Raw genomic sequence first — 23,088 nt, forward strand, 5'->3', positions numbered from 1 at the left:
GGGGGGGTGGGGGCGGGGGCAAGGGTGTCGGCCGTGGGCGCCGCCAGCAGCCATCCCGGGCTTGCCGCCAGAAGCGCGAAGGCGACACAGATCATTGACTTGCATACATTGAACATCGGCGTGCTCGACGGGTTGTTGGTCACTTAGCCAATGAGGTTAGGTCATCACACGCGTACTGGAGCATTGTTTTGTCGAAAGTGCCCGGGGCGGTTTAAGTGGGCTCAGGTCAGCGAGGCGATCCTGTAGGAGCGAGCATGCTCGCGATAGCGGTGTATCAGGCGACGTGGATGTTGGATGTGCCGACGTCATCGCGAGCATGCTCGCTCCTACAGATTTATAGGGGGGGCGGTGTCATTGGCAGGTGTTTGAGCAAAACAGATCACCCCACGGATCCATGGCCTAAGCTTGTTCGCAGGCCCCTGTTCATCGAACACCTCGATGGACAACCGGCACCCATAAAAACAATGCAATCAGGAGATGCCCATGTCCGCCTTGATCCGTCGATTCAGTCGCTGCATGGCAGCCGGTTTGACCGCTGCCGTGCTTGTCGCACCCGCCTTTGCGCTGGATACCGTGAAATTCATGGCCCCAGGCTCGGTGGGCGGTGGTTACGACCAGACCGCCCGGGTACTGGGCAAGGCCATGGTCGAAGCCAATACGGCCAAGGCCGTGACCTTCGAGAACAAGGGCGGGGCGGGCGGGACCCTGGGGCTGGCGCAATTCGCCAACAGCACCAAGGGCGACCCGAACGCATTGCTGGTGGTCGGCGCGATCATGGTCGCGGGTATCGAACAGAACAAACCGCAGATCAGCCTCAAGGATGTAACGCCCATTGCCCGACTGTTCACCGAGTACAACGTGATCGCCGTGCGCAAGGAATCCGAATTCAAGACCCTCGATGACCTGATCAAGGCCTTCAAGGCCAATCCGACCAGCATCACCTGGGGCGGCGGCTCCAAGGGCTCGGTCGACCACATCGGCATCGCCGAGCTTGCCGGCAAGCTGGATGTTCCAGTCAACAAGGTCAACTACGTGGCCTTTGGTGGAGGCGGCGAAGTGGTTGCCCAGGCGCTGGGCGGCCAGCTCAAGGTGATCACCGGCGGTTACGCCGAGCTGGGCCAATACATCAAGGCCGGTCAGTTTCGTGTGCTGGCCATCGGCGCGCCGGAGCGCGTGCCCGGCATCGATGCGCCAACCCTCAAGGAGAGCGGCTATGACGTGATCATCGGCAACTGGCGCGGCGTTTACGGTGCATCGGGCCTTACGCCGCAGCAGCGCAAGGAAGTGATCGATGCTGTCGTGGCCGCCACCAACAGCAAGGTCTGGCAGGACAATATCCAGACCAACGCCTGGACCTCCAGCGTGCTGACCGGCGACGAATTCGGCAAATTCGTCGAGGAAGAACACGTACGGTTGCGCGCCATGCTGGTCAAGGTCGGGCTGCTTTGAAATGGCACCACTGCGCGCGGTGGTGCCGACGCAATTGGCAGTCGGTATCGGCCTGATCGCCATCAGCGTTATGTTGGCAATGGGGGCCTACCGTTTTCCGCCCGAAATGGGCTTCGTCATCCTTCCAGCCTACGTTTACCCCTATGTCGTGGCGGCGTTTCTCGGCGGTGTGGGCGTGTTGTTGAGCTGGCAGGCGCTCACCGGCGGTTTTCGCGAACTGGGTAACGACGATACGGGTACGGTGCCCGATGGAAAAGCCGGTGCGGCCTGGGTGACCGCAGGGCTGGTCGGGGTGGCGGTGCTGATCAATCTCATCGGTTTTGTACTGGCCGCCGGGTTGCTGTTTGCCTGTTCGGCCCGGGGCTTTGGCAGCCGTCATCCGCTGCGGGACCTGGCCATCGGCATTGCCTTGACCCTGCCGATCTACTGGCTGTTCAACGCCGGGCTGGGGGTTTCCCTGCCGTCGCTGATCAACATCTGGCTTTGAAAGGAGGGCGACATCGTGGACATTCTTTCAAGCCTGGCGATGGGTTTTGCCGCGGCGCTGACGCCGATCAATCTGATGTGGGGGTTCATCGGCTGCCTGCTCGGCACCGCCATCGGCGTATTGCCGGGGATCGGTCCGGCGCTGACAGTGGCGCTGTTGTTGCCGATCACCGCCAAGGTCGACCCCACAGGGGCCTTGATCATGTTCGCCGGTATCTACTACGGCGCGCAGTTCGGTGGCTCCACGACCTCGATTTTGCTCAACACCCCCGGCGAATCGTCGTCGATGGTCACGGCCCTGGAAGGCAACCTGATGGCGCGCAACGGCCGGGCCGGGCCGGCGCTGGCAACGGCGGCGATAGGCTCTTTCATCGCCGGCACCATCGCCACGATTTTGCTGACGCTGTTCGCGCCCATCGTGGCCAGGCTGGCACTGAATTTCGGCCCGACGGAATACTTCGCGATCCTGGTGCTGTCATTCACCACCGTGTCGGCGGTGCTCGGCGCTTCGATGCTGCGCGGGTTCGCCTCGCTGGGCGTTGGCTTGACCATCGGTTTGATCGGTCTGGACTCGACCTCGGGCATTGCCCGCTACACCCTCGGCGTGCCCGAGTTGGTGGACGGCATCGAGGTGGTGCTGGTGGCGGTCGGTCTGTTCGCGGTGGGCGAGGCCTTGTACAGCTTGCTCTATCAAGCTGAAACAAAGGAGGGGCGGCATCGCCTGACCTCGTTGTGGATGACCCGGGCCGACTGGAAACGCTCGGTGCCTGCGTGGCTTCGGGGCACGCTGATCGGTTTTCCGTTCGGTTCGATTCCGGCCGGTGGCGCCGAGATTCCGACCTTTCTGTCCTATTCCACCGAACGCAAGCTCAGCAAGCACCCCAAGGAGTTTTCCGCCAACAAGGGCGAGGGCGCCATTGAAGGTGTCGCCGGCCCGGAAGCGGCGAATAATGCCAGCGCGACCGGGTCGCTGGTGCCGTTGCTGACCCTGGGCATCCCGACGTCCGCTACCGCTGCAATCCTTTTGGCCGCGTTCCAGAACTACAACCTGCAACCGGGGCCGATGCTGTTCGAAACCTCCGCCGACCTGGTCTGGACGCTGGTGGCCTCGCTGTACATCGGCAACGTGATTCTGCTGGTGTTGAACCTGCCGCTGGTGGGCCTGTGGGTCAAACTGCTGCAAATCCCCCGGCCCTACCTGAACGCCGGCATCCTGGTCTTCGCCACCATCGGCGTGTACGGCATGCGTCACTCATCCTTCGACCTGATCCTGATGTTGGCGATTGGCTGGGGCGGGGTGCTGATGCGGCGCTTCGATTTCCCCGTCGCCCCGGTGATCGTCGGCATGCTGCTGGGGCCGATGGCCGAGAAACAACTGCGTAACGCCTTGTCCATCAGTCAGGGCGACTGGACGGTGTTCCTCACGCAACCGATCTCGGCGTTCTTCCTCGCCCTGACATTGGTAGTGTTGGTGGTACCCCATGTGCTGCATAAACGCGGCATCAAGCTGCATGAGGATGATTGAGTCCTGCGAATGCGCAACACCTGTAGGAGCGAGCATGCTCGCGATAGCGGTGTGTCCGACACCAATGATGTCGACTGAAACTGCGCCATCGCGAGCATGCTCGCTCCTACAGGTATGTCGGTAGCTCGCAAATACTGCGTACAGCTACGGGCTCAGGCGTCGATGGCCGGGAAGTCGATGTCGGTCAGCGCGGCGTTGTTCAGGTAGTTGGTCAGTGTCTGCGACGCTACGTGGGCGATCACTTCGATGATCTTGCCGTCATCGATGCCGGCGGCACGGGCCGCGGCGATCTGGTCGACCGTCAGGTGCCCACGGCTTTCGGTGACCTGGCGGGCGAGGACGGCATAAGCGTTGAGTTCACCTTGACGCGCGCTGAGGATGTCCTGGCGCGACAGCCCGGCCTTGCCGGCGAACACCGTATGGGCCGCCAGGCAGTAGTCGCAGCCGTTGACCTGGGACGTGGCGAGGAACACTGCTTCCTTTTCCGTGGCGCTCAGGGACGTCTTGCCCAATGCCGCCGAGTTTTGCAGGTACGAAGCCAGCACCGCCGGGGCGTGGGCCAATACTTTGAAGAGGTTGGGCAGAAAGCCGATTTTCTTCTGCACGCCTTCCAGCAGCGGGCGAGTGACGTCGGTAGCGTGTTCCAGGTTGATTGCAGGGATGCGGCTCATGGTCGAACTCCGTTTTTTACAGCGCGGTATGCGCTGGGTACGGAGCAGATGTTAGGGACAGCGTCTGGCTTGTTGGGTGCAAATCGTCGAGGATATGCGACAGATCGTCCAGAACTGTTTCCGGGAGCCTGTCATGGATCGCTTGTCGACGCTGCTCACTCACTTCGGCGTCAATGCCGGCACCTTTCACAGCGGCACGTTTTGTGGCACCTCCGCCTACGACGGCCAGCAGGCCAGCGGCCACATGCACTTGCTGCAGGCCGGTGAATTGTTGCTCAAGCTGGGCGACCAGGCGGACCTGCAACTGACCGAACCGAGCCTGATCTTTTTCCCCCGACCCTATCGACATCGCCTGGTCGCGTCTGAAGAATCCGGTACACAACTGGTGTGCGCGACCCTGGATTTCGACGGCGGTGCGGGCAATGCCCTGGCGGCGGCGCTGCCGGATTACCTGGTGCTCAAGCTCGATGAGATCCCGAGCCTGGCCGGGACCCTGGAATGGCTGTTCAACGAAGCATTCGACGGTACTTGCGGGCGCGAAGCAGTGATGGATCGCCTGTTCGAGTTGCTGGTGATTCTGTTGTTGCGGCACATCCTGAGCACCACTGGCCAGCAACCGGGCATGATGGCCGGTCTCGCCGATGGGCGCCTGGCGCGGCCCCTGAGCCTGATGCATCAAGCCCCGGCCAAGGCCTGGAGCGTGGCCGAACTCTCGGCCGCCGCCAACATGTCGCGGGCCAGCTTCGCCGAGCACTTTCGCCGGGTGGTCGGGCAGACGCCGGTGGATTACCTGGTGAGTTGGCGCATCAGCCTGGCGCAGAAACGCTTGCGCGAGGGCCGGCCGATTGCGTTGATCGCCGAGGAAGTCGGCTACGAAAGCCCCTCGGCGCTGGCCCGGGCGTTTCGGCGCAAGACCGGGCTGAGCCCTCGGGAGTGGAAGGGTAGTTGATCAACGCTATCCCCCTGTAGGAGCGAGCCTGCTTGCGATAGCGGTAGTCCATTCAACATCAATGTCGACTGACCTGACGCTATCGCGAGCAGGCTCGCTCCTACAGGTTCCGCAATGTCTTTGTGCAGCATGGCCTGGAGGAAAAAAGCGAACTTGCCTGACGGCCTTGCCTCGAAGTTAAAAGGGCGATGGCCTGACTTCGAGGTATTCCAGCCATGCAGCCGAACCAAAACATACGGCACGACCTGACGTTGCTCATGGTGTTTGTGGTGATAGTCGTGGCGTCGGGCTTTTCACCCCGCAGCCGGGTGGACTGGGCGCTGGAAAACCTGCTGGTGCTGTTGCTGGTGGGGACGCTGGTGGCGGTCGCTCGCCGGTTCCGTCTGTCGGCGAGGTCGATCAGGCTGGTGTTTGCGTTTCTGTGCGTTCATGAATTGGGCGCCCACTACACCTATTCCCTGGTGCCTTACGAACACTGGTCTTCGGCGTGGCTGGGCTTCAGTTTCGAGCGGCTGTCCGGTGTTCACCGCAATCACTACGACCGACTGGTGCATCTGAGCTACGGGCTGTTGCTGGCTTACCCGGTGCGTGAAGTCCTGTGGCGCCTGACGCCCCTGCGCGGGTTCTGGCTGTTTTTCGTGACCCTGAACATCATGCTGTCGACGTCCGCCCTGTACGAACTGGTGGAGTGGATCGGCGGGGCCTTCCTGGGCAATGACACGGCGAACGCCTTTGTCGGCGCGCAAAACGATCCGTGGGACTCGCAAAAGGACATGGCCATCGCGGTGCTCGGCGCCTGTACCACCCTGGTGCTGGTGTCCCTGCGCGGCATGGCGCGCAAACAACCGCTGACGACCGTATGTCGCAAAAAAGACAATTTGTGGGGATAGCCCTCAATGACCGTCCGATCCCGTCGATAACCTCTTGAAGCCATCCGCGCGGGGCAAACCCTGCCGTCATACGTGCCAGAGAGGAACCACAGAGTGTCCATAAAACTGCGCTTAACATTGCTGATCGGCACCGAATTGCTCGCTGCGTTGATCATGAGCCTGGTCAGTTACCTGGGAAACACCCGGATGGCCGGGGCCGTGGAAGACAACAACGTCAGCATGGTCGCGCTGCGCAATCACCTCGAAGCCGACATGATGCACGACGCGCTGCGCGCCGATGTGCTGTCGGCCATGCTGGTGGGCTTGAACAAAAGCACCAGCAGCAAGGCCGAGGTGCGCAGTTCCATCGAAGAGCACACCCAGCGCTTTCGCGAAGTGCTCGGGGAAAACCTCAAGCTGCCGGTCAACGACACCATCAAGGCCGGCCTGAACAGGATCAAGCCCAGTCTCGACACCTACATCGGCACCGCCGAACGCATCGCCGGGCTGGCGCTGGAGAACCCTGAAGCCGCGCAACAGGACGTGGGCGCGTTCAACAGCGCCTTCAGCCAGCTGGAAGACCAGATGACCGCCCTCAGCGAGTTGATCGAAAGCGACACGCAACAGACCAGCCAAGGTACGGCTCACGCCATCAGCAACGCCAACCTGACCCTGGCCGGTGTGCTGATCGCCAGCCTGTTGCTGCTACTGGCGCTGGGGCGTACGGCGATCCTGAGCATCATGGGCCCGTTGCAAACCGCCAGCCGCATCGCCGAGAGCATCGCCCATGGCAACCTCAGCGAACCGATTGCCGAGCCCACCCATAATGATGAAGCCAGCGCATTGATCCGTAGCCTGGCGACCATGCAACGGGATTTGCGCGGCATGATAGAGGTCGTGCGCAGCAACGCCCACGGCGTCAGCGGCATGAGCGCGCAACTGAGCAACGGTTGCCATGAGGTCGCGGGCAGCAGCCAGCAGCAAAGCGCGGCGGCCAGCACCATGGCCGCGGCCGCCAGCGAAATGACCGCGAGCATCGAGGAAATCACCCGGCATGCCGAGCGGGCGCTGGACATGGCCAATCAGGCCGAGTCCCTGGCCAAGGACGGCGGCCGGGTGATCCATCAGGTGGTCAGCGACATGGACGGCATCGCGCGTTCGGCGCAGCAGTCGGCGCAGGTGATTCGCACACTGGACAAAGAGTCGGAAGGGATTTTCAACATCATCCAGGTGATCAAGGGCATCGCCGACCAGACCAACCTGCTGGCACTCAACGCCGCCATCGAAGCCGCCCGCGCCGGCGAGCAGGGTCGTGGTTTTGCCGTGGTGGCCGATGAGGTTCGCAGTCTGGCGGGGCGCACCAGCGCCTCCACCCAGGAAATCGCCAGCATGGTCGCGCGCATCCAGCAAAGCACCCGCGAGGCGGTGATCAGCATGGAAGAGGGCGTGGCCCAGGTCGACAAAGGCATGGCGGTGACGGCCGATGTCGAGCGCGCCATTCGCGAGATCCTCGAGGCCACGTTGCATACCACGCAACTGGTCAATGACATCAGCCGCACCATCGGCGAACAAAGCCTGGCCAGCAACGAAATCGCCCATCAGGTGGAGATGATTGCCGGCATGTCGGAAGGCAACAGCAAGGTGATCGGGCAGACGGCTTCGACGACCGATGAGTTGTCGAGCCTGGCGGGGCAGTTGTCGCAGTCGGTGGATCGGTTTCGGCTTTGAGGTCGAGGTTGCCTGACCTGACGCCTTCGCGAGCAGGCTCGCTCCCACAAAGGATCTTCGGCACAAGGAGATCCCCTGTGGGAGCGAGCCTGCTCGCGAAGGCGTCAGACCAGACACCGCCTGTCCTAAAGATATTTATCCGTCACCGCCCCCTCCGAAGCACTGGACACCGTCTTCGCATACTTGGCCAGCACCCCGCGCTTGTATTTCGACTCCGGACGCACCCAGCGCGACTTGCGTTCGGCCAGCACGGCATCGGAGACATCGACGGTAATCTGCCGGGATTCGGCATCGATGATGATCCTGTCGCCATTCTCGATCAGCGCAATCGGCCCACCCTCGAAGGCCTCCGGTGTGATATGGCCGACCACGAAACCGTGGGAGCCGCCGGAAAAGCGGCCATCCGTGATCAGCGCCACGTCCTTGCCCAGGCCCTTGCCCATGACCGCTGACGTCGGCGACAGCATTTCGCGCATGCCTGGCCCGCCCTTGGGCCCTTCGTAACGGATCACGATCACTTCGCCGGGCTGCACCTCGCCGTTGAGAATGCCGGCCAGCGCACCTTCCTCGCCGTGATAGACCCGGGCCGTGCCTTCGAAGCGCAAGCCTTCCTTGCCGGTGATCTTGGCCACGGCGCCAGTGGGCGAGAGGTTGCCGCGCAGAACGACCAGGTGGGAGTCCTTTTTGATCGGCTGGTCGAACGGCCGGATCACGTCCTGGCCGGCCGGGTAGTCGGGCACGCCGGCGAGGTTTTGCGCCAGGGTCTGGCCGGTGACAGTCAGCACATCGCCGTGCAGCATGCCGGCATCGAGCATGCGTTTCATCAGCGGTTGAATGCCGCCGATGGCCACCAGTTCGCTCATCATGTACTTGCCGCTGGGGCGCAGGTCGGCGACCACGGGGGAGATCTTGCCCAGCTCGACGAAGTCATCCAGGGTCAGTTCGACATCCACCGCATTGGCCATGGCCAACAGATGCAGCACGGCGTTGGTCGAGCCGGCGAGGGCGATCACCACGCGAATGGCATTCTCGAAGGCTTTGCGGGTCATGATGTCGCGGGGCTTGAGGTCGAGCTTGAGTAGCTCCATGACCTGCTGGCCGGCGCGGAAACTGTCCGAGGCCTTGTCGCCACCGATGGCGTCCTGGGAGCTGGAACCGGGCAGGCTCATGCCCAATGCTTCAATGGCCGAAGCCATGGTGTTGGCGGTGTACATGCCGCCACAGGAGCCGGGGCCGGGAATCGCCACTTCCTCGATCTGCTTGACCTGAATCTTGCTGATATCGCCCCGCGCATGCTGGCCCACGGCCTCGAACACGGAAATGATGTCGGTATGGCCGGCGCCCGGCTGGATGGTGCCGCCATAGACAAAGACCGACGGGCGATTGAGCCGTGCCATGCCGATCAGGCAGCCTGGCATGTTCTTGTCGCAGCCGCCGATGGTCACCAGCCCGTCGAAGCCCTCGCAACCGGCCACCACTTCGATGGAGTCGGCGATCACCTCGCGGGACACCAGCGAATACTTCATGCCTTCGGTGCCGTTGGCGATGCCGTCGGAAATGGTGATGGTGTTGAAGATCACACCCTTGGCGCCTGCGGCATTCGCGCCTTTTTCGGCTTCGAGCGCCAGCTTGTCGATGTGCATGTTGCAGGGCGTGACCATGGCCCAGGTCGAGGCGATGCCGACCTGCGGCTTGTCGAAGTCCGCATCGGTAAAGCCCACGGCCCGCAGCATGGCGCGGGCCGGTGCGGCCTCTACGCCGTCGATCACTTGAGAGGAATACTTGCGCAGATCGTCTTTATCGCTCATGGCTGTTCCTCACACTCATTGAGAAAAACAGGGTGAGTATAGAAGGCCGGGTGCCCGGGCCCGGACTAAACGGTCGGGAACAGACGCACGGGTAAGCCCTGTCGTGATATTCTTCGCGCCCACTTGGTTTGACCTATTCAGTTGGCATGTCTTCTAGACGTGCCGACCGAATCACTGTCGCTCAAGTAGCTGAAGCCAATAAAGATAAAAAGTCAGTTCAGAAGGGACATTCAACTGGGGTCGATGCGGTTCGTCGGCCTTGTGTGCCCACCCTGCGATCCTTGAGTGCCGCACCCGTGACTGCCGCGAAACACGGGGCTGTGCGCGTGAGGATGGAAGGGCGGATGACGTTTTATCATAGGTGCTACAGATGTTTAAGAAAGTGAACACGGCCCTGCTGGGGCTGGCTTTGTCGATGGGCATGACTTCGGTCCATGCGCAAGAGGCAAAGAAAGTCGATGTGCTGCTGATTGGCGGCGGCATCATGAGCGCGACCCTGGGGGTCTGGCTCAATGAGCTGGAACCTGGCACGTCGATGGAAATGATCGAGCGCCTCGATGGCGTCGCCCAGGAAAGCTCCAACGGCTGGAACAACGCCGGTACCGGTCACTCCGCCCTGGCCGAGCTGAACTACACCCCGGAAGACGAAAACGGCAAGGTCTCGATCCCCAAGGCCGTTGAAATCAACGAAGCCTTCCAGATTTCCCGCCAGTTCTGGGCCTGGCAGGTTCAGCAAGGTGTGCTGAAGAACCCGCGTTCGTTCATCAACTCCACTCCGCACATGAGCTTCGTGTGGGGCGATGACAACATCAAGTTCCTGAAAAAGCGCTACGACGCCCTGCAGGCGAGCCCGCTGTTCGCCGGCATGCAGTACTCCGAAGACCCGGCTGTGATCAAGCAGTGGGTGCCGCTGATGATGGAAGGGCGTGACCCGAACCAGAAAGTCGCGGCCACCTGGAGTCCGATCGGCACCGACGTGAACTTCGGCGAAATCACGCGCCAGTTCGTTGCTCACCTGCAAACCACGCCGAAGTTCGACTTGAAGCTGTCCAGCGAAGTGCAGGACATCAGCAAAAACGCAGACGGCAGCTGGCACGTCAGCTACAAGAACCTCAAGGACGGCAGCAAGTCCGAGACCGACGCCAAGTTCGTGTTCATCGGTGCCGGCGGCGGTGCCCTGCACCTGCTGCAGAAGTCCGGCATTCCTGAAGCCAGGGAATACGCAGGCTTCCCGGTAGGCGGCTCGTTCCTGGTGACCGAGAACCCGACCATCGCCGAGCAACACCTGGCCAAGGCCTACGGCAAGGCTTCGGTGGGCGCACCGCCGATGTCGGTTCCGCACCTGGACACCCGCGTGCTGGACGGCAAGCGCGTGATCCTGTTTGGCCCGTTCGCGACCTTCAGCACCAAGTTCCTCAAGGAAGGTTCGTACCTGGACCTGCTGACCACCACGACCACCCACAACGTGTGGCCAATGACCAAGGTCGGCATCAAGGAATACCCGCTGGTCGAGTACCTGGCAGGCCAGTTGATGCTGTCTGACGAAGACCGCATGAACGCCCTGAAGGAATACTTCCCGAACGCCAAGGCCGAAGACTGGCGCCTGTGGCAAGCCGGCCAGCGCGTGCAGATCATCAAGCGTGACGAAGCCGCCGGTGGCGTGCTGAAACTGGGCACCGAAATCGTCGCCTCGCAAGACGGCAGCATCGCCGGCCTGCTGGGCGCCTCCCCAGGCGCCTCGACCGCCGCACCGATCATGCTGACCGTGCTGCAGAAAGTGTTCAAGGACAAGGTCGCGACCCCTGAGTGGCAGGCAAAACTGCACCAGATCGTGCCGAGCTATGGCACTCAGCTGAACGCCAGTCCGGAGAAGGTTGCCGAGGAGTGGGCCTACACCGCCAAGGTGCTGGAGCTGACTCCGCCACCCGCGGTGATCGCGCCGGCTGTGACGCCGGTGACGGTCGATACGGCTGTAAAAGCGCCGAAGGCTAATGCGGCGAGTGATATGGCTCTGTAACCAGCAGCCCAGTCAGAAAAAGCCCACTGAACCGGCGACGGTCAGTGGGTTTTTTTGTGGGCGATGACAAGGCCCCTTTCCGAGAGCGATGGCTCTATACCGCGCTTCTTCGGCGCAGTTGTCATCAATTGTCAAGCCACTGACGCTAAATGAAAAGCCTGCAGCGGGCTCGTGTCGATACTGGTTCTCTCACGATACCCCACTGCCTTGGGGGGAACCTGTAGGAGCGAGCACGCTCGCGATGGACTCAAGAGCGCTGCGTTTCACCTGCAAGCACGCGTAATCGTTGACGACCATCGCGAGCGTGCTCGCTCCTACAGGAAAGCGTTGTGCCCGGATGGGGACAAGCAGTTGCATCTCGATAAAACAAATCATAGAGAGAGCGCAGAATGAAATTCAGTTTTTTGGACAGCAGCCAGCCGAGCCGTCGGCGGGTTTTACGCGATGCCTTGACGCTGGCCGTGGCGGCCTCGCCTTTGGCGAATCTCGCCAGTGCAGCCGATGAAAGCGCAGAGGAAGTGACCTTTGCCGCAGGCCCGCGCCCGTTGGTGCAGTACCCGCAAAAACGCCCGTTGACCCTGGTGACCACTCGGCCGCCGCACCTGGAGACGCCGTTCCCGGTGTTCAACGACGGGCCGATCACGCCCAATGACGCCTTTTTCGTGCGTTACCACCTGGCGAATTTCCCCACCAGCATCGATCCCGACTCCTACCGCCTGACGATCAAGGGCTCGGTCGACACGCCGCTGTCGCTTTCCCTTGCCGAGCTCAAGGCTCTCGCCGAACCGGTGGAAGTGGTGGCGGTCAATCAGTGTTCGGGTAACAGCCGTGGCTTCTCCATGCCTCGCGTGTTCGGTGCTCAGTTGGGCAATGGTTCCATGGGCAATGCACGTTGGCTGGGGGTACCGCTCAAGGCCGTGTTGGAAAAGGCCGGCGTGAAAGCCAGCGCTGTGCAAGTGACCTTCCGTGGGCTGGACAAGCCGGTGCTGCCGAGCACGCCGGAGTTCATCAAGGCGCTGGACATCAGCCATGCCTTGGACGGCGAGCCGATGATCGCCTGGTCCATGAACGGCACCGACTTGCCGTTTCTCAACGGTTATCCGATTCGCCTGGTGGTGCCCGGCTATTTCGGCACGTACTGGGTCAAGCACCTGAGTGAGATCGAAGTCATCGACACGACTTACGACGGTTTCTTCATGGCCAAGGGTTACCGGGTGCCGGATAACGATTGCCTGTGCATTGCCCCCGGCACCACGGCGGCGAAAACCCAGCCGATTTCAAAGCTGCCGGTACGCAGTTTCATCACCAGCGTCAAACACGGCGAGGTATTGCCGTTGAACAAGAGCGTGCTGCTCAAGGGCATTGCCTTCGACGGCGGCGCCGGGGTCAACAAGGTGGAAGTGTCGATCGACGGCGGCAAAACCTGGCGCGCAACCACGCTCGGGCAAGACCTTGGCCGTTTCTCCTTCCGTGAGTGGACACTGCCGATCACCTTTACCAGCAAAGGCGCCACACAGTTGATGGTGCGAGCCAGCAACAGTGCGGGCGAGACGCAGCCGCTGCAAGCCGACTGGAACCCCGGTGGCTACCGCCGCCACGTCGTCGAAACCAGCCACGTGACCGTCGCCTGAGGAGGCCGCATGAAACTTGTGAAATGCATGACCGCCTTGTTGTGGGCGTCCCAGGCTGGTCTGGTCAGCCTGGCAAGCGCAGCGCCACTTTCCATCACGTTGCCGCCCGAAACGGCGGCGTTCAAGCCCAGTACGCTGCCGGGTTATCCGTTGGCCCAGCAGAAGTGTTCGATCTGCCATTCGGCCGACTACATCAGCTTCCAGCCACCGGGCATGAGCCTGGCGCAGTGGACCGCCGAAGCGGGCAAGATGCAGCACGTGTACGGTGCGCCGATCAGCGACCAGGAGGTGAATGTCATCGGCGCCTACCTGGCGGTGACCTACGGCAGTGCCAAGGCAAGCGATGCCGATGTTCAGGCAGCCTCCAACCCGCCGGCGGACCAGCCGCCCACGGTGTCGGTAGCGAAAGTCGCCTCGGCCTTGCTCAAGGACAATGCTTGCCTGTCCTGTCACGCCGTCGACCATAAGGTCGTCGGCCCGGCCTATCACGATGTGGCGGTCAAATACGCCAATGACCCGCAGGCGCTGGCTCGGATCATGTCCAGCATCGAGCACGGCGGCAGCGGAAAGTGGGGGGATGTGCCCATGCCGCCGTTCGCGCAGTTGAGCCCGGACGACTTGAAAAGCCTGGCGACCTTCATCATGAGCCAGTGAGCCTGAGGCAACAGAGCCCACTGAACCGGCGAGGGGCAGTGGGCTTTCGTCGCAGTGGCATCAAGCCCGCAACCTTGTTTCGACTGTCGCTGAAGGCAGCAGTAGCGAAAACAGGTTCTTGGGATCCTGCAGCTCTGGCACCAGTTGGATGTCGCTGCCAATGTTAAGCGTTCTGGCAACGTCCAGCACGTAGCGCAAGGCGGAGTAATCCTCGATAGCGAAGCCGACCGAGTCGAACAAGGTGATTTCCCCGGCATGCTGGCGGCCTGGAGTCTGACCCGTGATGACTTTCCAGAATTCGATCACCGGAGAGTCGGCGGGCATCTGCTGAATTTCCCCTTCGATGCGGCTTTGCGGCTCGTACTCCACCATGACCCGCGCCCGTTCCACGATGTCCCGGTGCAATTCGGTCTTGCCGGGGCAATCGCCGCCCACGGCGTTGAGGTGCATCCCGGGTTCGATCATTTCAGGGGTCAGGATCGTTGCGTAGGCCTTGTCGGCCGTGACCGTGGTCACGATATCGGCGCCCCGTACCGCGTCTGCGACGGTCTTGGCAACCGTCACCTGTATCGCCGGGTAAGCCCGCAGATTGGCGACCAGCTTGGCCGTCGCGGCCGGGTCGATGTCGTAGAGGCTGATTTCATTGATGCCCGCCAAGGTATGAAAGGCCACGGCCTGGAATTCGCTCTGTGAACCGTTGCCGATCAGTGCCATCCGGCGGCTGTCCGGCCGGGCGAGGTAGCGGGCGGCGAGGGCGGAAGTGGCGGCGGTGCGAATGGCGGTGGTCAGCGTCATTTCACTGAGTAAAACAGGTGCGCCGGTATCGACATCTCCCAGTGCACCAAAGGCCATGACTGTCAGCATGCCGTTGTGGGTGTTCTTCGGATGACCGTTGACATACTTGAAGGCGTAGAGCGCGGCATCGGACACGGGCATCAGCTCGATGACGCCCTCGGGTGAGTGGTTCGCCAGGCGCGCGCACTTTTCGAAATCCGGCCAGCGTACGTAGTCTTGACGGATGTATTCGGCCATTTCGATCAGGCAACGGGGCAAGCCTTTTTCCTGGACGAGGCGGCTCAGATCATTGACGTCGATGTAACGGGTCATATTGGGTTCCTTGGCGATGTTGGGAGTGCCGGTCTGGACGGCCACGTATGTGCAACGGACCTATTGTCGAGGCGATGCCGAGGAAATTTCGGCCGATACCGATCCTGGATACAGCCAGAGAAGTCGAAAAACACAGCGTCACAGCGGAATCGGTCACGGCTCGTACACCAGGAAACTGTAGGAGCGAGTGCCCGCTTGCGGCACGCTCGCGATGGCGGTATAGCAGCCAACGAAGTGGTTGGATCTGACGGCCTCATCGCGAGCATGCTCGCTGCTACAGTAGGCGACAGAATCGGCTGTGAAAGACCGTCGTTCAGCACAGGCGCGCTGTTTCAACCCAGGCTTACGACACCCGCGACATCCCGACACTTGGCATTCTGGCGGTCCGTTTCAAGCACTTGTCACTCGCTGCCTGAGATGGATTGCAACCCCGACGACTGCTCGCTTGCAGTCGAAAACAACAACAAAAAAACGGCTGCGGTGAAGACCGCATCGATTCTCTGCCCCTGTCAAAAAAGTGTGGTCCGACGCAGGCGCCGGATCGCGATAAATCCAAATAATCCGGGACTCAAGAAGATGAACATCAAATGGCTGACTTTGCCGGCAATCGCGTTGCTGTGCTGCACCACGGGCGCCAGTGCCAAGGAGTGGAAGGAGTTGCGATTTGGCGTCAACCCAAGCTACCCACCCTTTGAATCCACCACGGCCGATGGCGGTGTCCAGGGCTTCGGCGTGGATCTGGGCAATGCGATTTGTGCCGAGTTGAAGCTGACCTGCGTGTGGGTCAGCAATGACTTCGACGGGCTGATTCCGGGGCTCAAGGCCGGCAAGTTCGATGCCATCGAATCGTCGATGACTGTTACCGATGCGCGCAAAAAACAGATCGATTTCACCGATCGCCTGTACGCCGGACCGACCGCCATCGTCACCCGCAAAGACTCCGGGCTGCTGCCTACCGCCGAATCGCTGCGGGGCAAAACCATCGGTTACATGCAAGGCACGATTCAGGAAACCTACGCCAAGGCCAGGCTGGCGCCAGGCGGGGTGAAACTGCGCGCCTACCAGAGTCAGGATCAGGTCTATGCCGACCTGGTCTATGGCCGTCTCGATGCGTCGATCCAGGACAAGCTGCAAGCGCAGATGAGTTTCCTCGCCTCGCCACAAGGGGCGCAGTTCCAGAACAGTGAAGGCATCAGCGATCCGTTGGTTCCGTCGGAAATCGCCATTGGCGTGCGCAAGGACAACGAGGAGCTCAAAGGCATGCTCAATGCCGCCATCAAGGCCCTGCACGACAAGGGCATCTATGCGCAGATCCAGCAGAAACACTTCGGTGACCTGGACCTCTACAACAACTGATCCTCGTGTCCCGGTCGCTGTGATGCAGCGACCGGGACGCATCAAGACAGGTGACTGGCGTGAATTCCTTCCTGAATATTCCGGGGCTCGACCTTTCGGCCCTGCAAGGCTATGGCCCTTTGTTGCTACACGGCACCTGGGTCACCCTGAAACTGTCGGCGCTCGCGCTTTTGGTCAGCATGGCGCTGGGGCTGCTTGGCGCCGCGGCCAAGCTGTCGCCGCTGAAGCTGTTGAACCTGCCGGCGACCTTTTACACGACACTGATCCGTGGCGTGCCCGACCTGGTGTTGATGCTGCTGATTTTCTACAGCCTGCAAGGCTGGCTCAGCGCCCTGACCGAGTCCATGGGCTGGCCCTACATGGAAATCGACCCCTTCGTGGCCGGCATCGTCACCCTTGGTTTCATCTACGGGGCGTATTTCACCGAGACCTTTCGCGGGGCGATTCTCAGTGTGCCGCGGGGGCAGCAGGAAGCCGCGGCGTGCTTTGGCCTGAACCGCGGGCAGCGCTTTCGTTTCGTGGTGTTCCCGCAAATGATGCGTTTTGCCTTGCCGAGCCTTGGCAACAACTGGCTGGTGCTGCTCAAGGCCACGGCGCTGGTATCGATCATCGGTTTGTCGGACCTGGTCAAAGTCGCGCAAGAGGCCGGCAAAAGCACCTTCAACATGCTTGATTTCCTGTTGCTGGCGGCCGCGCTTTACCTGTTGATCACCAGTGCTTCGAACTACGTTTTGCGCGTGTTGGAGCGGCGTTACAACCAGGGTGTACGGGGGATGGCGCGATGATCGAGTTGATTGCCGAATACTGGAAGCCCTTTCTGTTCAGCGACGGCGAGACCCTCACGGGGTTGGCCATGACCCTGTGGCTGCTGGTGGCGAGCATCGCCATGGGCTTCGCCTTGTCACTGCCCCTGGCAATCCTGCGGGTTTCGCGCTGGGGCTTGCTGCGTTGGCCTGTGCAATTGTTCACCTACGTGTTCCGCGGCACGCCCTTGTATATCCAGTTGCTGATTTGCTACAGCGGGCTCTACGGCGTTGCCCTGGTCCGTTCGCAGCCACTGCTCGAAGCGTTTTTCCGCGACGCCATGAATTGCACCCTGCTGGCGTTCACCCTCAACACCTGCGCCTACACCGTGGAAATTTTCGCCGGGGCGATCCGCAGCATTCCCTACGGTGAAATCGAAGCGGCGCATGCCTATGGCCTCAGTGGCTGGCGCCTGTACCTGCAACTGATCCTGCCTTCGGCGTTGCGTCGCGCGCTGCCGTACTACAGCAACGAAGTGATCCTGATGCTGCACGCGACTTCGGTGGCCTTTACCGCCACGATTCCGGACATCCTGAAAATCGCCCGGGACGCCAACGCGGCGACCTTCATGACATTCCAGGCCTTCGGCATTGCAGGTCTGTTGTACCTCGCGCTGTCGTTCGGGCTGGTCGGCGCGTTCCGCCTGGCGGAGAAGCGCTGGCTGAGTTTTCTCGGCCCGGCCCACTGACTTCCATCCTTTATCCAGAGCGGCGTCGATAAGCGAGCCGCTCCAGGAGCATTCCCATGTACAAACTCACCGTTGAAAATCTGTATTAGCGTTTTGGCGACAACGAAGTGCTCAAGGGCGTCTCGTTGAATGCAAGGGCAGGGGACGTGGTAAGCATGATCGGCGCCAGCGGCTCGGGCAAAAGCACCATGCTGCGCTGCATCAACTTTCTGGAGCGGGCCGACGAAGGGGCCATTGCCCTGGACGGCGAGCGAGTCCTCACCCGTCAGGGCGTCGGAGGCATGCGTGTGGCCAATCCGCAGCAGTTACAGCGCTTGCGCACACGTCTGGCGATGGTGTTCCAGCACTTCAACCTGTGGAGCCACCTGACCGTGCTGGAGAACATCGTCCTGGCGCCGTGTCGCGTCCTGGGCATGGGCCGCAAGGCCGCCGAAGAGCGTGCACGGGCGTATCTGGACAAGGTCGGCCTGCCGCAACGGGTGGCCGATCAGTACCCGGCGTTCCTGTCGGGCGGGCAGCAGCAACGGGTGGCGATCGCCCGTGCCCTGGCGGTGGAACCGGAAATCCTGCTGTTCGACGAGCCCACCTCGGCGCTCGATCCCGAGCTGGTGGGTGAAGTGCTGAAGGTGATTCAGGCGCTGGCCGAAGAGGGCAGGACCATGTTGATGGTGACCCACGAAATGGGCTTTGCCCGGCAGGTCTCGAGCCAGGTGTTGTTCTTGCATCAGGGCCGTGTCGAGGAACAGGGTGATGCTACGATACTCGACCGACCAAACAGTGAACGTTTGCAGCAATTTCTATCGGGTCGTTTGAAGTGAGGCAAGGCGTACATGGCCGATATCCGCGATCTGTCGATCGTGCTTGATCGTATCGATCAGGCAATCATTGAAGTGTTGCGCCACGAAGGGCGCATCACCTATCAAAAGCTGTCCGAGCGCGTACACCTGACCCCCAGACCTTGTCTGGAACGGGTGCGCAAGCTGGAACAGCTCGGGGTCATTCGCGGCTATGGTGCGATTCTTGACGAGAAGAAACTGACGCCGGGCCTGTCGTTGCTGGTGCTGGTGGCGTTGTCGAACCAGAGCGGGCGCGCGGCGCAAAAAGCCTTCGAGGCCAAGGTCCGCGCCTGTCCGCAGGTACTGGAGTGCCGCCTGATCAGCGGCGCGTTCGACTACAGCCTGCGTATGCGCTGCCGTGACATGGAGCATTACCGGGTGTTGACCGAAGTCTGGTTCGACGACCCGGATCTGCACATCGACAAACTGGTCAGCCACCCGGAGCTGGCGATGGTCAAGACCACCATGGAATAGGCTGTGGGAGCGAGCCTGCTCGCGAAGGCGAAGTGTCATCCAACATCAATGTCGACTGACACATCGTCTTCGTCGGAACGCCGCCCGGAGCAAGCCCGCTCCCACATTTGATTTATGTCGTACACCGAATCGGCTGGGCAACCAGGAATCTTCAGCCGTTTCCATCAGCGCCAAAGCCGTTATCAACCGGGTTTTTCCCCCCTCGAAACAGACAATGAGCCTCTCTGAACCCTCATCGAGTCTGTGCCCATGCAAACCACCAATACGGTTTTAATGATTCGCCCAACACGTTTCTCCTTCAATCAGGACACGGCGGCGAACAACCGTTTCCAGCGTCCGGCAAGCGTCGCCGAAGATGTACAACTCAAGGCCCTTGCCGAGTTCGATGGCTACGTCGACGCATTGCGTCGGCACGGCGTCGAAGTTTTGGTGCATAACGACCGCGAAGCACCGCACACCCCGGACTCGATCTTCCCCAACAACTGGTGGAGCAGCCACCCGGACGGCACCCTGGTCCTTTATCCGATGCAAGGCCACAACCGGCGTCTGGAGCGCGACAAGGGCGTGCTCGACGGGTTGCTGGGGCAGTACCGGGTGGAGCAGGTGCTGGACCTTTCCAGCCTCGAAGAGCAAGAGATTTTCCTGGAGGGCACCGGCAGCATGGTGCTGGATCGGCAGCAGCGGATTTGCTACGCCGGGTATTCCACGCGTACCCACGCCCAGGCCCTGGATCGCTTGGTCGCCCATCTGGGCTATGAACTGTGCGCGTTCAACGCGGTGGACCGCCAGGGCGTGGCGATTTATCACACCAATGTGATGATGAGTGTCGGCACCCGCCTGGCGGTGGCTTGCCTGGCGTCCGTGGCCCGGCCGGACGAACGTGCGGCGCTGCGTGAACGCCTTGAAACCAGCGGCAAACAGCTCATCGATTTGAACTGGGCGCAGTTGGAGTCCTTCGCCGGCAACATGCTGGAAGTGCACAACGCGGCAGGCGAGCCGCTGCTGGTAATGTCGCGCACCGCCTGGCAATCGCTGGACGCCGATCAGCGTCGCTTGATCGAAGCCCGCACCACGCCGCTGCCGGTGAACATCGACACCATCGAGCGTATCGGTGGCGGCAGTGCACGCTGCATGCTGGCCGAGGTGTTCCTGCCCAGGCATCCGTCCACTCTGGAACACGTGGGATGATCGTCCGCCCGGTAATCCCCGCTTAAGCCGTTGGCTGTCTTTCACGAAAGACAGCTTCAGGCAGGCAGAATCCGGCCAGGCGCGCAAACGCGGGAAGTTGCATTGCATTTGAGTATCTACGGACTAACCTCAGTGCATCATTACAGCGAGCGCAGGGGAGGACTTGCCGCCAAGGTGTCATTTCCCAACTGACCTCCATTTCACGTTGGCCAAGGAGCACTATGAAGAGTTTCTTGCTAAGGACGGCCCTGTTCGTTGTTTTATTTTTGTTTGGCTTGCTCTGCCTTCTCGTGTCACTTACCTCGTACAACGAGGCGGCCGAGTCGAAGACTTGGCAGAAGTTGAATGCCACTGTCGCCACTGTCTCCTTTTCTGAGGAGATGGGCAGTAAGGGTATGACCTATTGCCCTCTGGTGAACGTGACCTTCGAGTTGAACGGACAGCAATACACTTATCCGCTCGAATTATCGAAGCGGCCCTGTAGGAGCAGCCTGGAGTCTGTCGAAAGATCAGTTGCAACACTCCGGGAGGGAAAAGTGATCGAAATTCGTGTCGACCCTGCAAAGCGGGATAGAGTGAGGCCAAGTACTTACTCACTAGGTGGGGGATTTTTCTTAGGCGTTTTCCTGGGCACGCTAGCCTTTATCGGAGCCATAGCTGTCCTGGTGTTTCCTGCTAAGAAGTCTGTCAAGCTTAAGCGAAGAGAAAGCATTTCACATTCAACTTTCAGCAAGAAAGAAGTTCAGGAAAAAGCTCGCGAGCTACTCGCAGCCGGCACTGCCAAGTCGGAAGTTTTTTCACAACTCTCCGGGCGTGGCGTAAAAGACAGTCATCTCGCCTACTTTATAGCCTCGTATGCAGATCCAATTCGTTGTTACGAACACGATCGCAAGGTCAATATTCTCATCACGATAATGCTCGCCCAGGCTTTGATGGCATTCTTTTGGGGAATGGATATCGGCGCGAGGATGGGGCCAACGGCCAAATGGGTTGTGGGTGTTTCAATGACTTTGATTCCCTTGTTTTTGGTATGGGGTTTCTACAACCATCGCGTCGGCGCCTACAACGCCTACATAATCCTTACGCTTCCCCAACTCCCAAGGTCGCTTCAGGGGTTTGCATCGAGTCCGACAACGACCATTATCGCATTAGCAATAAGTATCGTTATCCTGGCTTTTGTTTGGTACGTCCGAAGAAAAATCTTTCCAGACTTCGTCTTCGTCAATCCCCGGAAAATCAACGGCAAGTACTTATTTACGGGCTGACCCACCATGCCGCCGGACCTGCCCGAACGGCTGTCCAGGGCTGTGTTCAATCGTTGGCGAAGACTGCTTCGGGTCGATTTCAGCCGGTTGCGGCAGGTAGCTATCGGCCACGGACGTTCGACCCCAAAATCGTGTCCCATGAGTAGACGGTCTATCCTGCTGCCTCTCGTCGTAATTACCGAACATATAGAGCAAAAAATCAGAAATCCGCTATTACGTTAGTGATAGCCACTTCATTCATTGCAGATCGTCACAGGTAAGCCCCATCATGCGAAATCCACTTAAGTATTCGAGGGGGCGTTTTGGTTTTTTACTTGGTGTTATCTTAATGGGGCTGACCGCTTGCACCAGCGACGAGAACATTACTGCATCTACTCAAGAAATCGCTCGACCACCTATCGATGACAGCGAGACTTCGTCCGTGCGAGTCACTACCAGTTGGCTACAACACTCACTCAGCCAAACTGGCTGCCTGGAGCACGCCAGAGCGGCTCTTGCAAAAGCGAGATATTTTGTTGAAGGAGGAGATAGATCAGTCTTTGGGTATCGTGAAGGTATGACTTTTTCGATTCGCTGCGACTACGAAGGCGTTGCTTTTCTTGCAGTTGCTTATCGCCATAGGCCAAGTACTCAAACCCAGGATCGGATCTTGAATGAAATCACCAAGTTATTTTAAGGCCTACAGGCAAGTGGTAAAGGGGACGGACTTATTTACCGAGGCAAGCGAAAAATATAAGTCGGTCCCTTTTTGCTGGCGTTTCAGCTTTTGTTTGCGTTGAGCTTGCGCAGTTCTTCGTAGGTAGCTGACTGGACAAACCAGAAGCCGGAAACGATGCACCAAATCAGGGTGCCGACCACGAAAATCCCCAAGGCTGGCAAAAATCCGCTGGTGAAAATGGCGGTAAAAGCGATAAGCCAGATCACGGCCAGGGATACGTAGAGGACGAGGTTATTGACGCTGATGACGAAGTCTTTCACAGATTGTATTCCTTGTGGGATGTCAAAAAATTACCCCTCCAGGGGTCAGCGCATGATATCACATTGCTTTCATCGGTTGGATAACGAGCGCGGTCCACAGTCGTCAAGCAGTTGTGGAGCTTCGAAGACCGCACGTCCGCTTGTGGCCGTTCAACTTCAATGGTAGCGATCTAATGCTACTGGATGGACCCAACGGATATGGGAAAACTGAATCGCCCTGGATTTTCTAGACACCTCTGAATGACTCCGTTCAGCCGATTGTCGCCTGTCGGGGTGGACTGAAAGCGACCCTTTACGGTCGGTCACTGCTGGCAGCTATCAGCCATAGTCCATGAACGACTGGTTCTCATTGTGCGAACCACAGTGTGACCAGGACGAGCTAGCTCAGCACCGGTCAGATATACGAATGCAATCGCACTGACGAAAGCGCTGAAAAAGCATTACTCATCACTTGTGGGGGAGCGTTCATCTACGAGTTTTTAGCCGCTTTAGAGACTGGAACCACCGATAAACCAGGGCCCCCTGTCTTTATGCCCTTCATACTCAGATTTTCTTCCAAGCTGCCTTCGACAATTAAATAAACTTATCATTGCCGGAATAAATAA

Annotated in this window: 21 protein-coding genes and 1 pseudogene; 18 read left to right on the plus strand and 4 right to left on the minus strand. The window is 60.1% G+C overall.

Going from position 1 to position 23,088, the window contains the following annotated elements; genetic code table 11:
* The first annotated feature begins 483 nt into the window (after positions 1-483).
* From CAG47_RS12010 to CAG47_RS12020, 3 genes are read left to right on the plus strand one after another with little or no spacing between them, the layout of a single operon-like run.
* A complete protein-coding gene (locus tag CAG47_RS12010) occupies positions 484-1,449 on the plus strand; it encodes a tripartite tricarboxylate transporter substrate binding protein (protein ID WP_085725073.1) in 966 nt (321 codons plus the stop codon).
* A gap of 1 nt (position 1,450) precedes the next feature.
* Complete coding sequence (locus CAG47_RS12015) at positions 1,451-1,936, plus strand: tripartite tricarboxylate transporter TctB family protein (RefSeq protein WP_085725074.1); 486 nt, start codon at positions 1,451-1,453, stop codon at positions 1,934-1,936.
* A 15-nt stretch (positions 1,937-1,951) separates the two neighbouring features.
* Positions 1,952-3,460: a tripartite tricarboxylate transporter permease gene (locus tag CAG47_RS12020; protein ID WP_085725075.1), complete on the plus strand. Its 1,509-nt coding sequence runs from the start codon at positions 1,952-1,954 to the stop codon at positions 3,458-3,460.
* Positions 3,461-3,612: 152 nt separating this feature from the next.
* On the opposite strand, the gene CAG47_RS12025 is transcribed toward CAG47_RS12020, so the two are convergent.
* A complete protein-coding gene (locus CAG47_RS12025; RefSeq protein WP_085725076.1) occupies positions 3,613-4,131 on the minus strand; it encodes a carboxymuconolactone decarboxylase family protein in 519 nt (172 codons plus the stop codon).
* A 133-nt stretch (positions 4,132-4,264) separates the two neighbouring features.
* On the opposite strand from CAG47_RS12025, the gene CAG47_RS12030 reads away from it, so the two are divergent.
* The 4 genes and pseudogenes from CAG47_RS12030 (at position 4,265) to CAG47_RS29335 (ending at position 7,677) form a co-directional block, all read left to right on the plus strand.
* Positions 4,265-5,080, plus strand: coding sequence for an AraC family transcriptional regulator (locus CAG47_RS12030; protein WP_085725077.1), 816 nt, complete (start codon positions 4,265-4,267; stop codon positions 5,078-5,080).
* Positions 5,081-5,295: 215 nt separating this feature from the next.
* Positions 5,296-5,970: a DUF2238 domain-containing protein gene (locus CAG47_RS12035; protein WP_085725078.1), complete on the plus strand. Its 675-nt coding sequence runs from the start codon at positions 5,296-5,298 to the stop codon at positions 5,968-5,970.
* A gap of 720 nt (positions 5,971-6,690) precedes the next feature.
* Positions 6,691-6,819 (plus strand): annotated as a pseudogene (locus tag CAG47_RS29330) (HAMP domain-containing protein); the annotation flags it as partial.
* A 132-nt stretch (positions 6,820-6,951) separates the two neighbouring features.
* A complete protein-coding gene (locus tag CAG47_RS29335) occupies positions 6,952-7,677 on the plus strand; it encodes a methyl-accepting chemotaxis protein (protein ID WP_371917204.1) in 726 nt (241 codons plus the stop codon).
* Between the two features lie 125 nt (positions 7,678-7,802).
* On the opposite strand, the gene ilvD is transcribed toward CAG47_RS29335, so the two are convergent.
* Positions 7,803-9,485, minus strand: a complete 1,683-nt coding sequence (gene ilvD / locus CAG47_RS12045; protein WP_085725080.1) for a dihydroxy-acid dehydratase — start codon at positions 9,483-9,485, stop codon at positions 7,803-7,805.
* 370 nt (positions 9,486-9,855) lie between these two features.
* Between ilvD and mqo the strand changes: the two genes are divergently transcribed.
* The 3 genes from mqo (at position 9,856) to CAG47_RS12065 (ending at position 13,787) form a co-directional block, all read left to right on the plus strand.
* A complete protein-coding gene (mqo, locus tag CAG47_RS12050; RefSeq protein WP_085725081.1) occupies positions 9,856-11,502 on the plus strand; it encodes a malate dehydrogenase (quinone) in 1,647 nt (548 codons plus the stop codon).
* Between the two features lie 389 nt (positions 11,503-11,891).
* Positions 11,892-13,133 (plus strand): molybdopterin-dependent oxidoreductase, encoded by a 1,242-nt coding sequence (locus CAG47_RS12060; protein ID WP_085725083.1) that lies wholly within the window; start codon positions 11,892-11,894, stop codon positions 13,131-13,133.
* A 9-nt stretch (positions 13,134-13,142) separates the two neighbouring features.
* Positions 13,143-13,787, plus strand: coding sequence for a c-type cytochrome (locus tag CAG47_RS12065; protein WP_085725084.1), 645 nt, complete (start codon positions 13,143-13,145; stop codon positions 13,785-13,787).
* 60 nt (positions 13,788-13,847) lie between these two features.
* Here the strand turns inward: CAG47_RS12065 and CAG47_RS12070 are convergent, their stop codons facing one another.
* Positions 13,848-14,894, minus strand: coding sequence for an ornithine cyclodeaminase (locus tag CAG47_RS12070; RefSeq protein ID WP_085725085.1), 1,047 nt, complete (start codon positions 14,892-14,894; stop codon positions 13,848-13,850).
* Between the two features lie 576 nt (positions 14,895-15,470).
* Between CAG47_RS12070 and CAG47_RS12075 the strand changes: the two genes are divergently transcribed.
* The 8 genes from CAG47_RS12075 (at position 15,471) to CAG47_RS27870 (ending at position 22,181) form a co-directional block, all read left to right on the plus strand.
* A complete protein-coding gene (locus tag CAG47_RS12075) occupies positions 15,471-16,250 on the plus strand; it encodes a transporter substrate-binding domain-containing protein (protein WP_085725086.1) in 780 nt (259 codons plus the stop codon).
* 59 nt (positions 16,251-16,309) lie between these two features.
* A complete protein-coding gene (locus CAG47_RS12080) occupies positions 16,310-17,035 on the plus strand; it encodes an ABC transporter permease (protein WP_085725087.1) in 726 nt (241 codons plus the stop codon).
* Positions 17,032-17,742, plus strand: coding sequence for an ABC transporter permease (locus tag CAG47_RS12085; protein WP_085725088.1), 711 nt, complete (start codon positions 17,032-17,034; stop codon positions 17,740-17,742). Before CAG47_RS12080 ends, CAG47_RS12085 begins: the two co-directional genes overlap by 4 nt.
* A gap of 107 nt (positions 17,743-17,849) precedes the next feature.
* On the plus strand, positions 17,850-18,560 hold the full coding sequence (locus tag CAG47_RS12090; protein WP_256577406.1) for an ABC transporter ATP-binding protein: 711 nt from the start codon (positions 17,850-17,852) through the stop codon (positions 18,558-18,560).
* A gap of 12 nt (positions 18,561-18,572) precedes the next feature.
* Positions 18,573-19,052 (plus strand): Lrp/AsnC family transcriptional regulator, encoded by a 480-nt coding sequence (locus CAG47_RS12095; protein ID WP_007974731.1) that lies wholly within the window; start codon positions 18,573-18,575, stop codon positions 19,050-19,052.
* 249 nt (positions 19,053-19,301) lie between these two features.
* On the plus strand, positions 19,302-20,240 hold the full coding sequence (ctlX, locus tag CAG47_RS12100) for a citrulline utilization hydrolase CtlX (protein ID WP_085725089.1): 939 nt from the start codon (positions 19,302-19,304) through the stop codon (positions 20,238-20,240).
* A gap of 221 nt (positions 20,241-20,461) precedes the next feature.
* Entirely contained in the window at positions 20,462-21,505 is a 1,044-nt protein-coding gene (locus tag CAG47_RS12105; RefSeq protein ID WP_085725090.1) for a DUF3592 domain-containing protein, read from the plus strand.
* A gap of 268 nt (positions 21,506-21,773) precedes the next feature.
* A complete protein-coding gene (locus CAG47_RS27870; protein ID WP_143515837.1) occupies positions 21,774-22,181 on the plus strand; it encodes a hypothetical protein in 408 nt (135 codons plus the stop codon).
* 83 nt (positions 22,182-22,264) lie between these two features.
* Here the strand turns inward: CAG47_RS27870 and CAG47_RS12110 are convergent, their stop codons facing one another.
* Positions 22,265-22,483, minus strand: coding sequence for a hypothetical protein (locus CAG47_RS12110; RefSeq protein WP_085725091.1), 219 nt, complete (start codon positions 22,481-22,483; stop codon positions 22,265-22,267).
* Positions 22,484-23,088: the final 605 nt, after the last annotated feature.

This window comes from Pseudomonas sp. R37(2017) (genome assembly GCF_002113375.1).
Lineage (GTDB): Bacteria > Pseudomonadota > Gammaproteobacteria > Pseudomonadales > Pseudomonadaceae > Aquipseudomonas.

Excerpts from the sequence above, each read along its gene's own strand:
- CAG47_RS12010 (WP_085725073.1), top strand. The coding sequence starts at position 484 with ATGTCCGCCTTGATCCGTCGATTCAGTCGCTGCATGGCAGCCGGTTTG.
- CAG47_RS12015 (WP_085725074.1), top strand. The coding sequence starts at position 1,451 with ATGGCACCACTGCGCGCGGTGGTGCCGACGCAATTGGCAGTCGGTATC.
- CAG47_RS12025 (WP_085725076.1), bottom strand. The coding sequence starts at position 4,131 with ATGAGCCGCATCCCTGCAATCAACCTGGAACACGCTACCGACGTCACT.
- CAG47_RS12030 (WP_085725077.1), top strand. The coding sequence starts at position 4,265 with ATGGATCGCTTGTCGACGCTGCTCACTCACTTCGGCGTCAATGCCGGC.
- CAG47_RS12035 (WP_085725078.1), top strand. The coding sequence starts at position 5,296 with ATGCAGCCGAACCAAAACATACGGCACGACCTGACGTTGCTCATGGTG.
- CAG47_RS29335 (WP_371917204.1), top strand. The coding sequence starts at position 6,952 with ATGGCCGCGGCCGCCAGCGAAATGACCGCGAGCATCGAGGAAATCACC.
- ilvD (WP_085725080.1), bottom strand. The coding sequence starts at position 9,485 with ATGAGCGATAAAGACGATCTGCGCAAGTATTCCTCTCAAGTGATCGAC.
- mqo (WP_085725081.1), top strand. The coding sequence starts at position 9,856 with ATGTTTAAGAAAGTGAACACGGCCCTGCTGGGGCTGGCTTTGTCGATG.
- CAG47_RS12060 (WP_085725083.1), top strand. The coding sequence starts at position 11,892 with ATGAAATTCAGTTTTTTGGACAGCAGCCAGCCGAGCCGTCGGCGGGTT.
- CAG47_RS12065 (WP_085725084.1), top strand. The coding sequence starts at position 13,143 with ATGAAACTTGTGAAATGCATGACCGCCTTGTTGTGGGCGTCCCAGGCT.
- CAG47_RS12070 (WP_085725085.1), bottom strand. The coding sequence starts at position 14,894 with ATGACCCGTTACATCGACGTCAATGATCTGAGCCGCCTCGTCCAGGAA.
- CAG47_RS12075 (WP_085725086.1), top strand. The coding sequence starts at position 15,471 with ATGAACATCAAATGGCTGACTTTGCCGGCAATCGCGTTGCTGTGCTGC.
- CAG47_RS12085 (WP_085725088.1), top strand. The coding sequence starts at position 17,032 with ATGATCGAGTTGATTGCCGAATACTGGAAGCCCTTTCTGTTCAGCGAC.
- CAG47_RS12095 (WP_007974731.1), top strand. The coding sequence starts at position 18,573 with ATGGCCGATATCCGCGATCTGTCGATCGTGCTTGATCGTATCGATCAG.
- ctlX (WP_085725089.1), top strand. The coding sequence starts at position 19,302 with ATGCAAACCACCAATACGGTTTTAATGATTCGCCCAACACGTTTCTCC.
- CAG47_RS12105 (WP_085725090.1), top strand. The coding sequence starts at position 20,462 with ATGAAGAGTTTCTTGCTAAGGACGGCCCTGTTCGTTGTTTTATTTTTG.
- CAG47_RS27870 (WP_143515837.1), top strand. The coding sequence starts at position 21,774 with ATGCGAAATCCACTTAAGTATTCGAGGGGGCGTTTTGGTTTTTTACTT.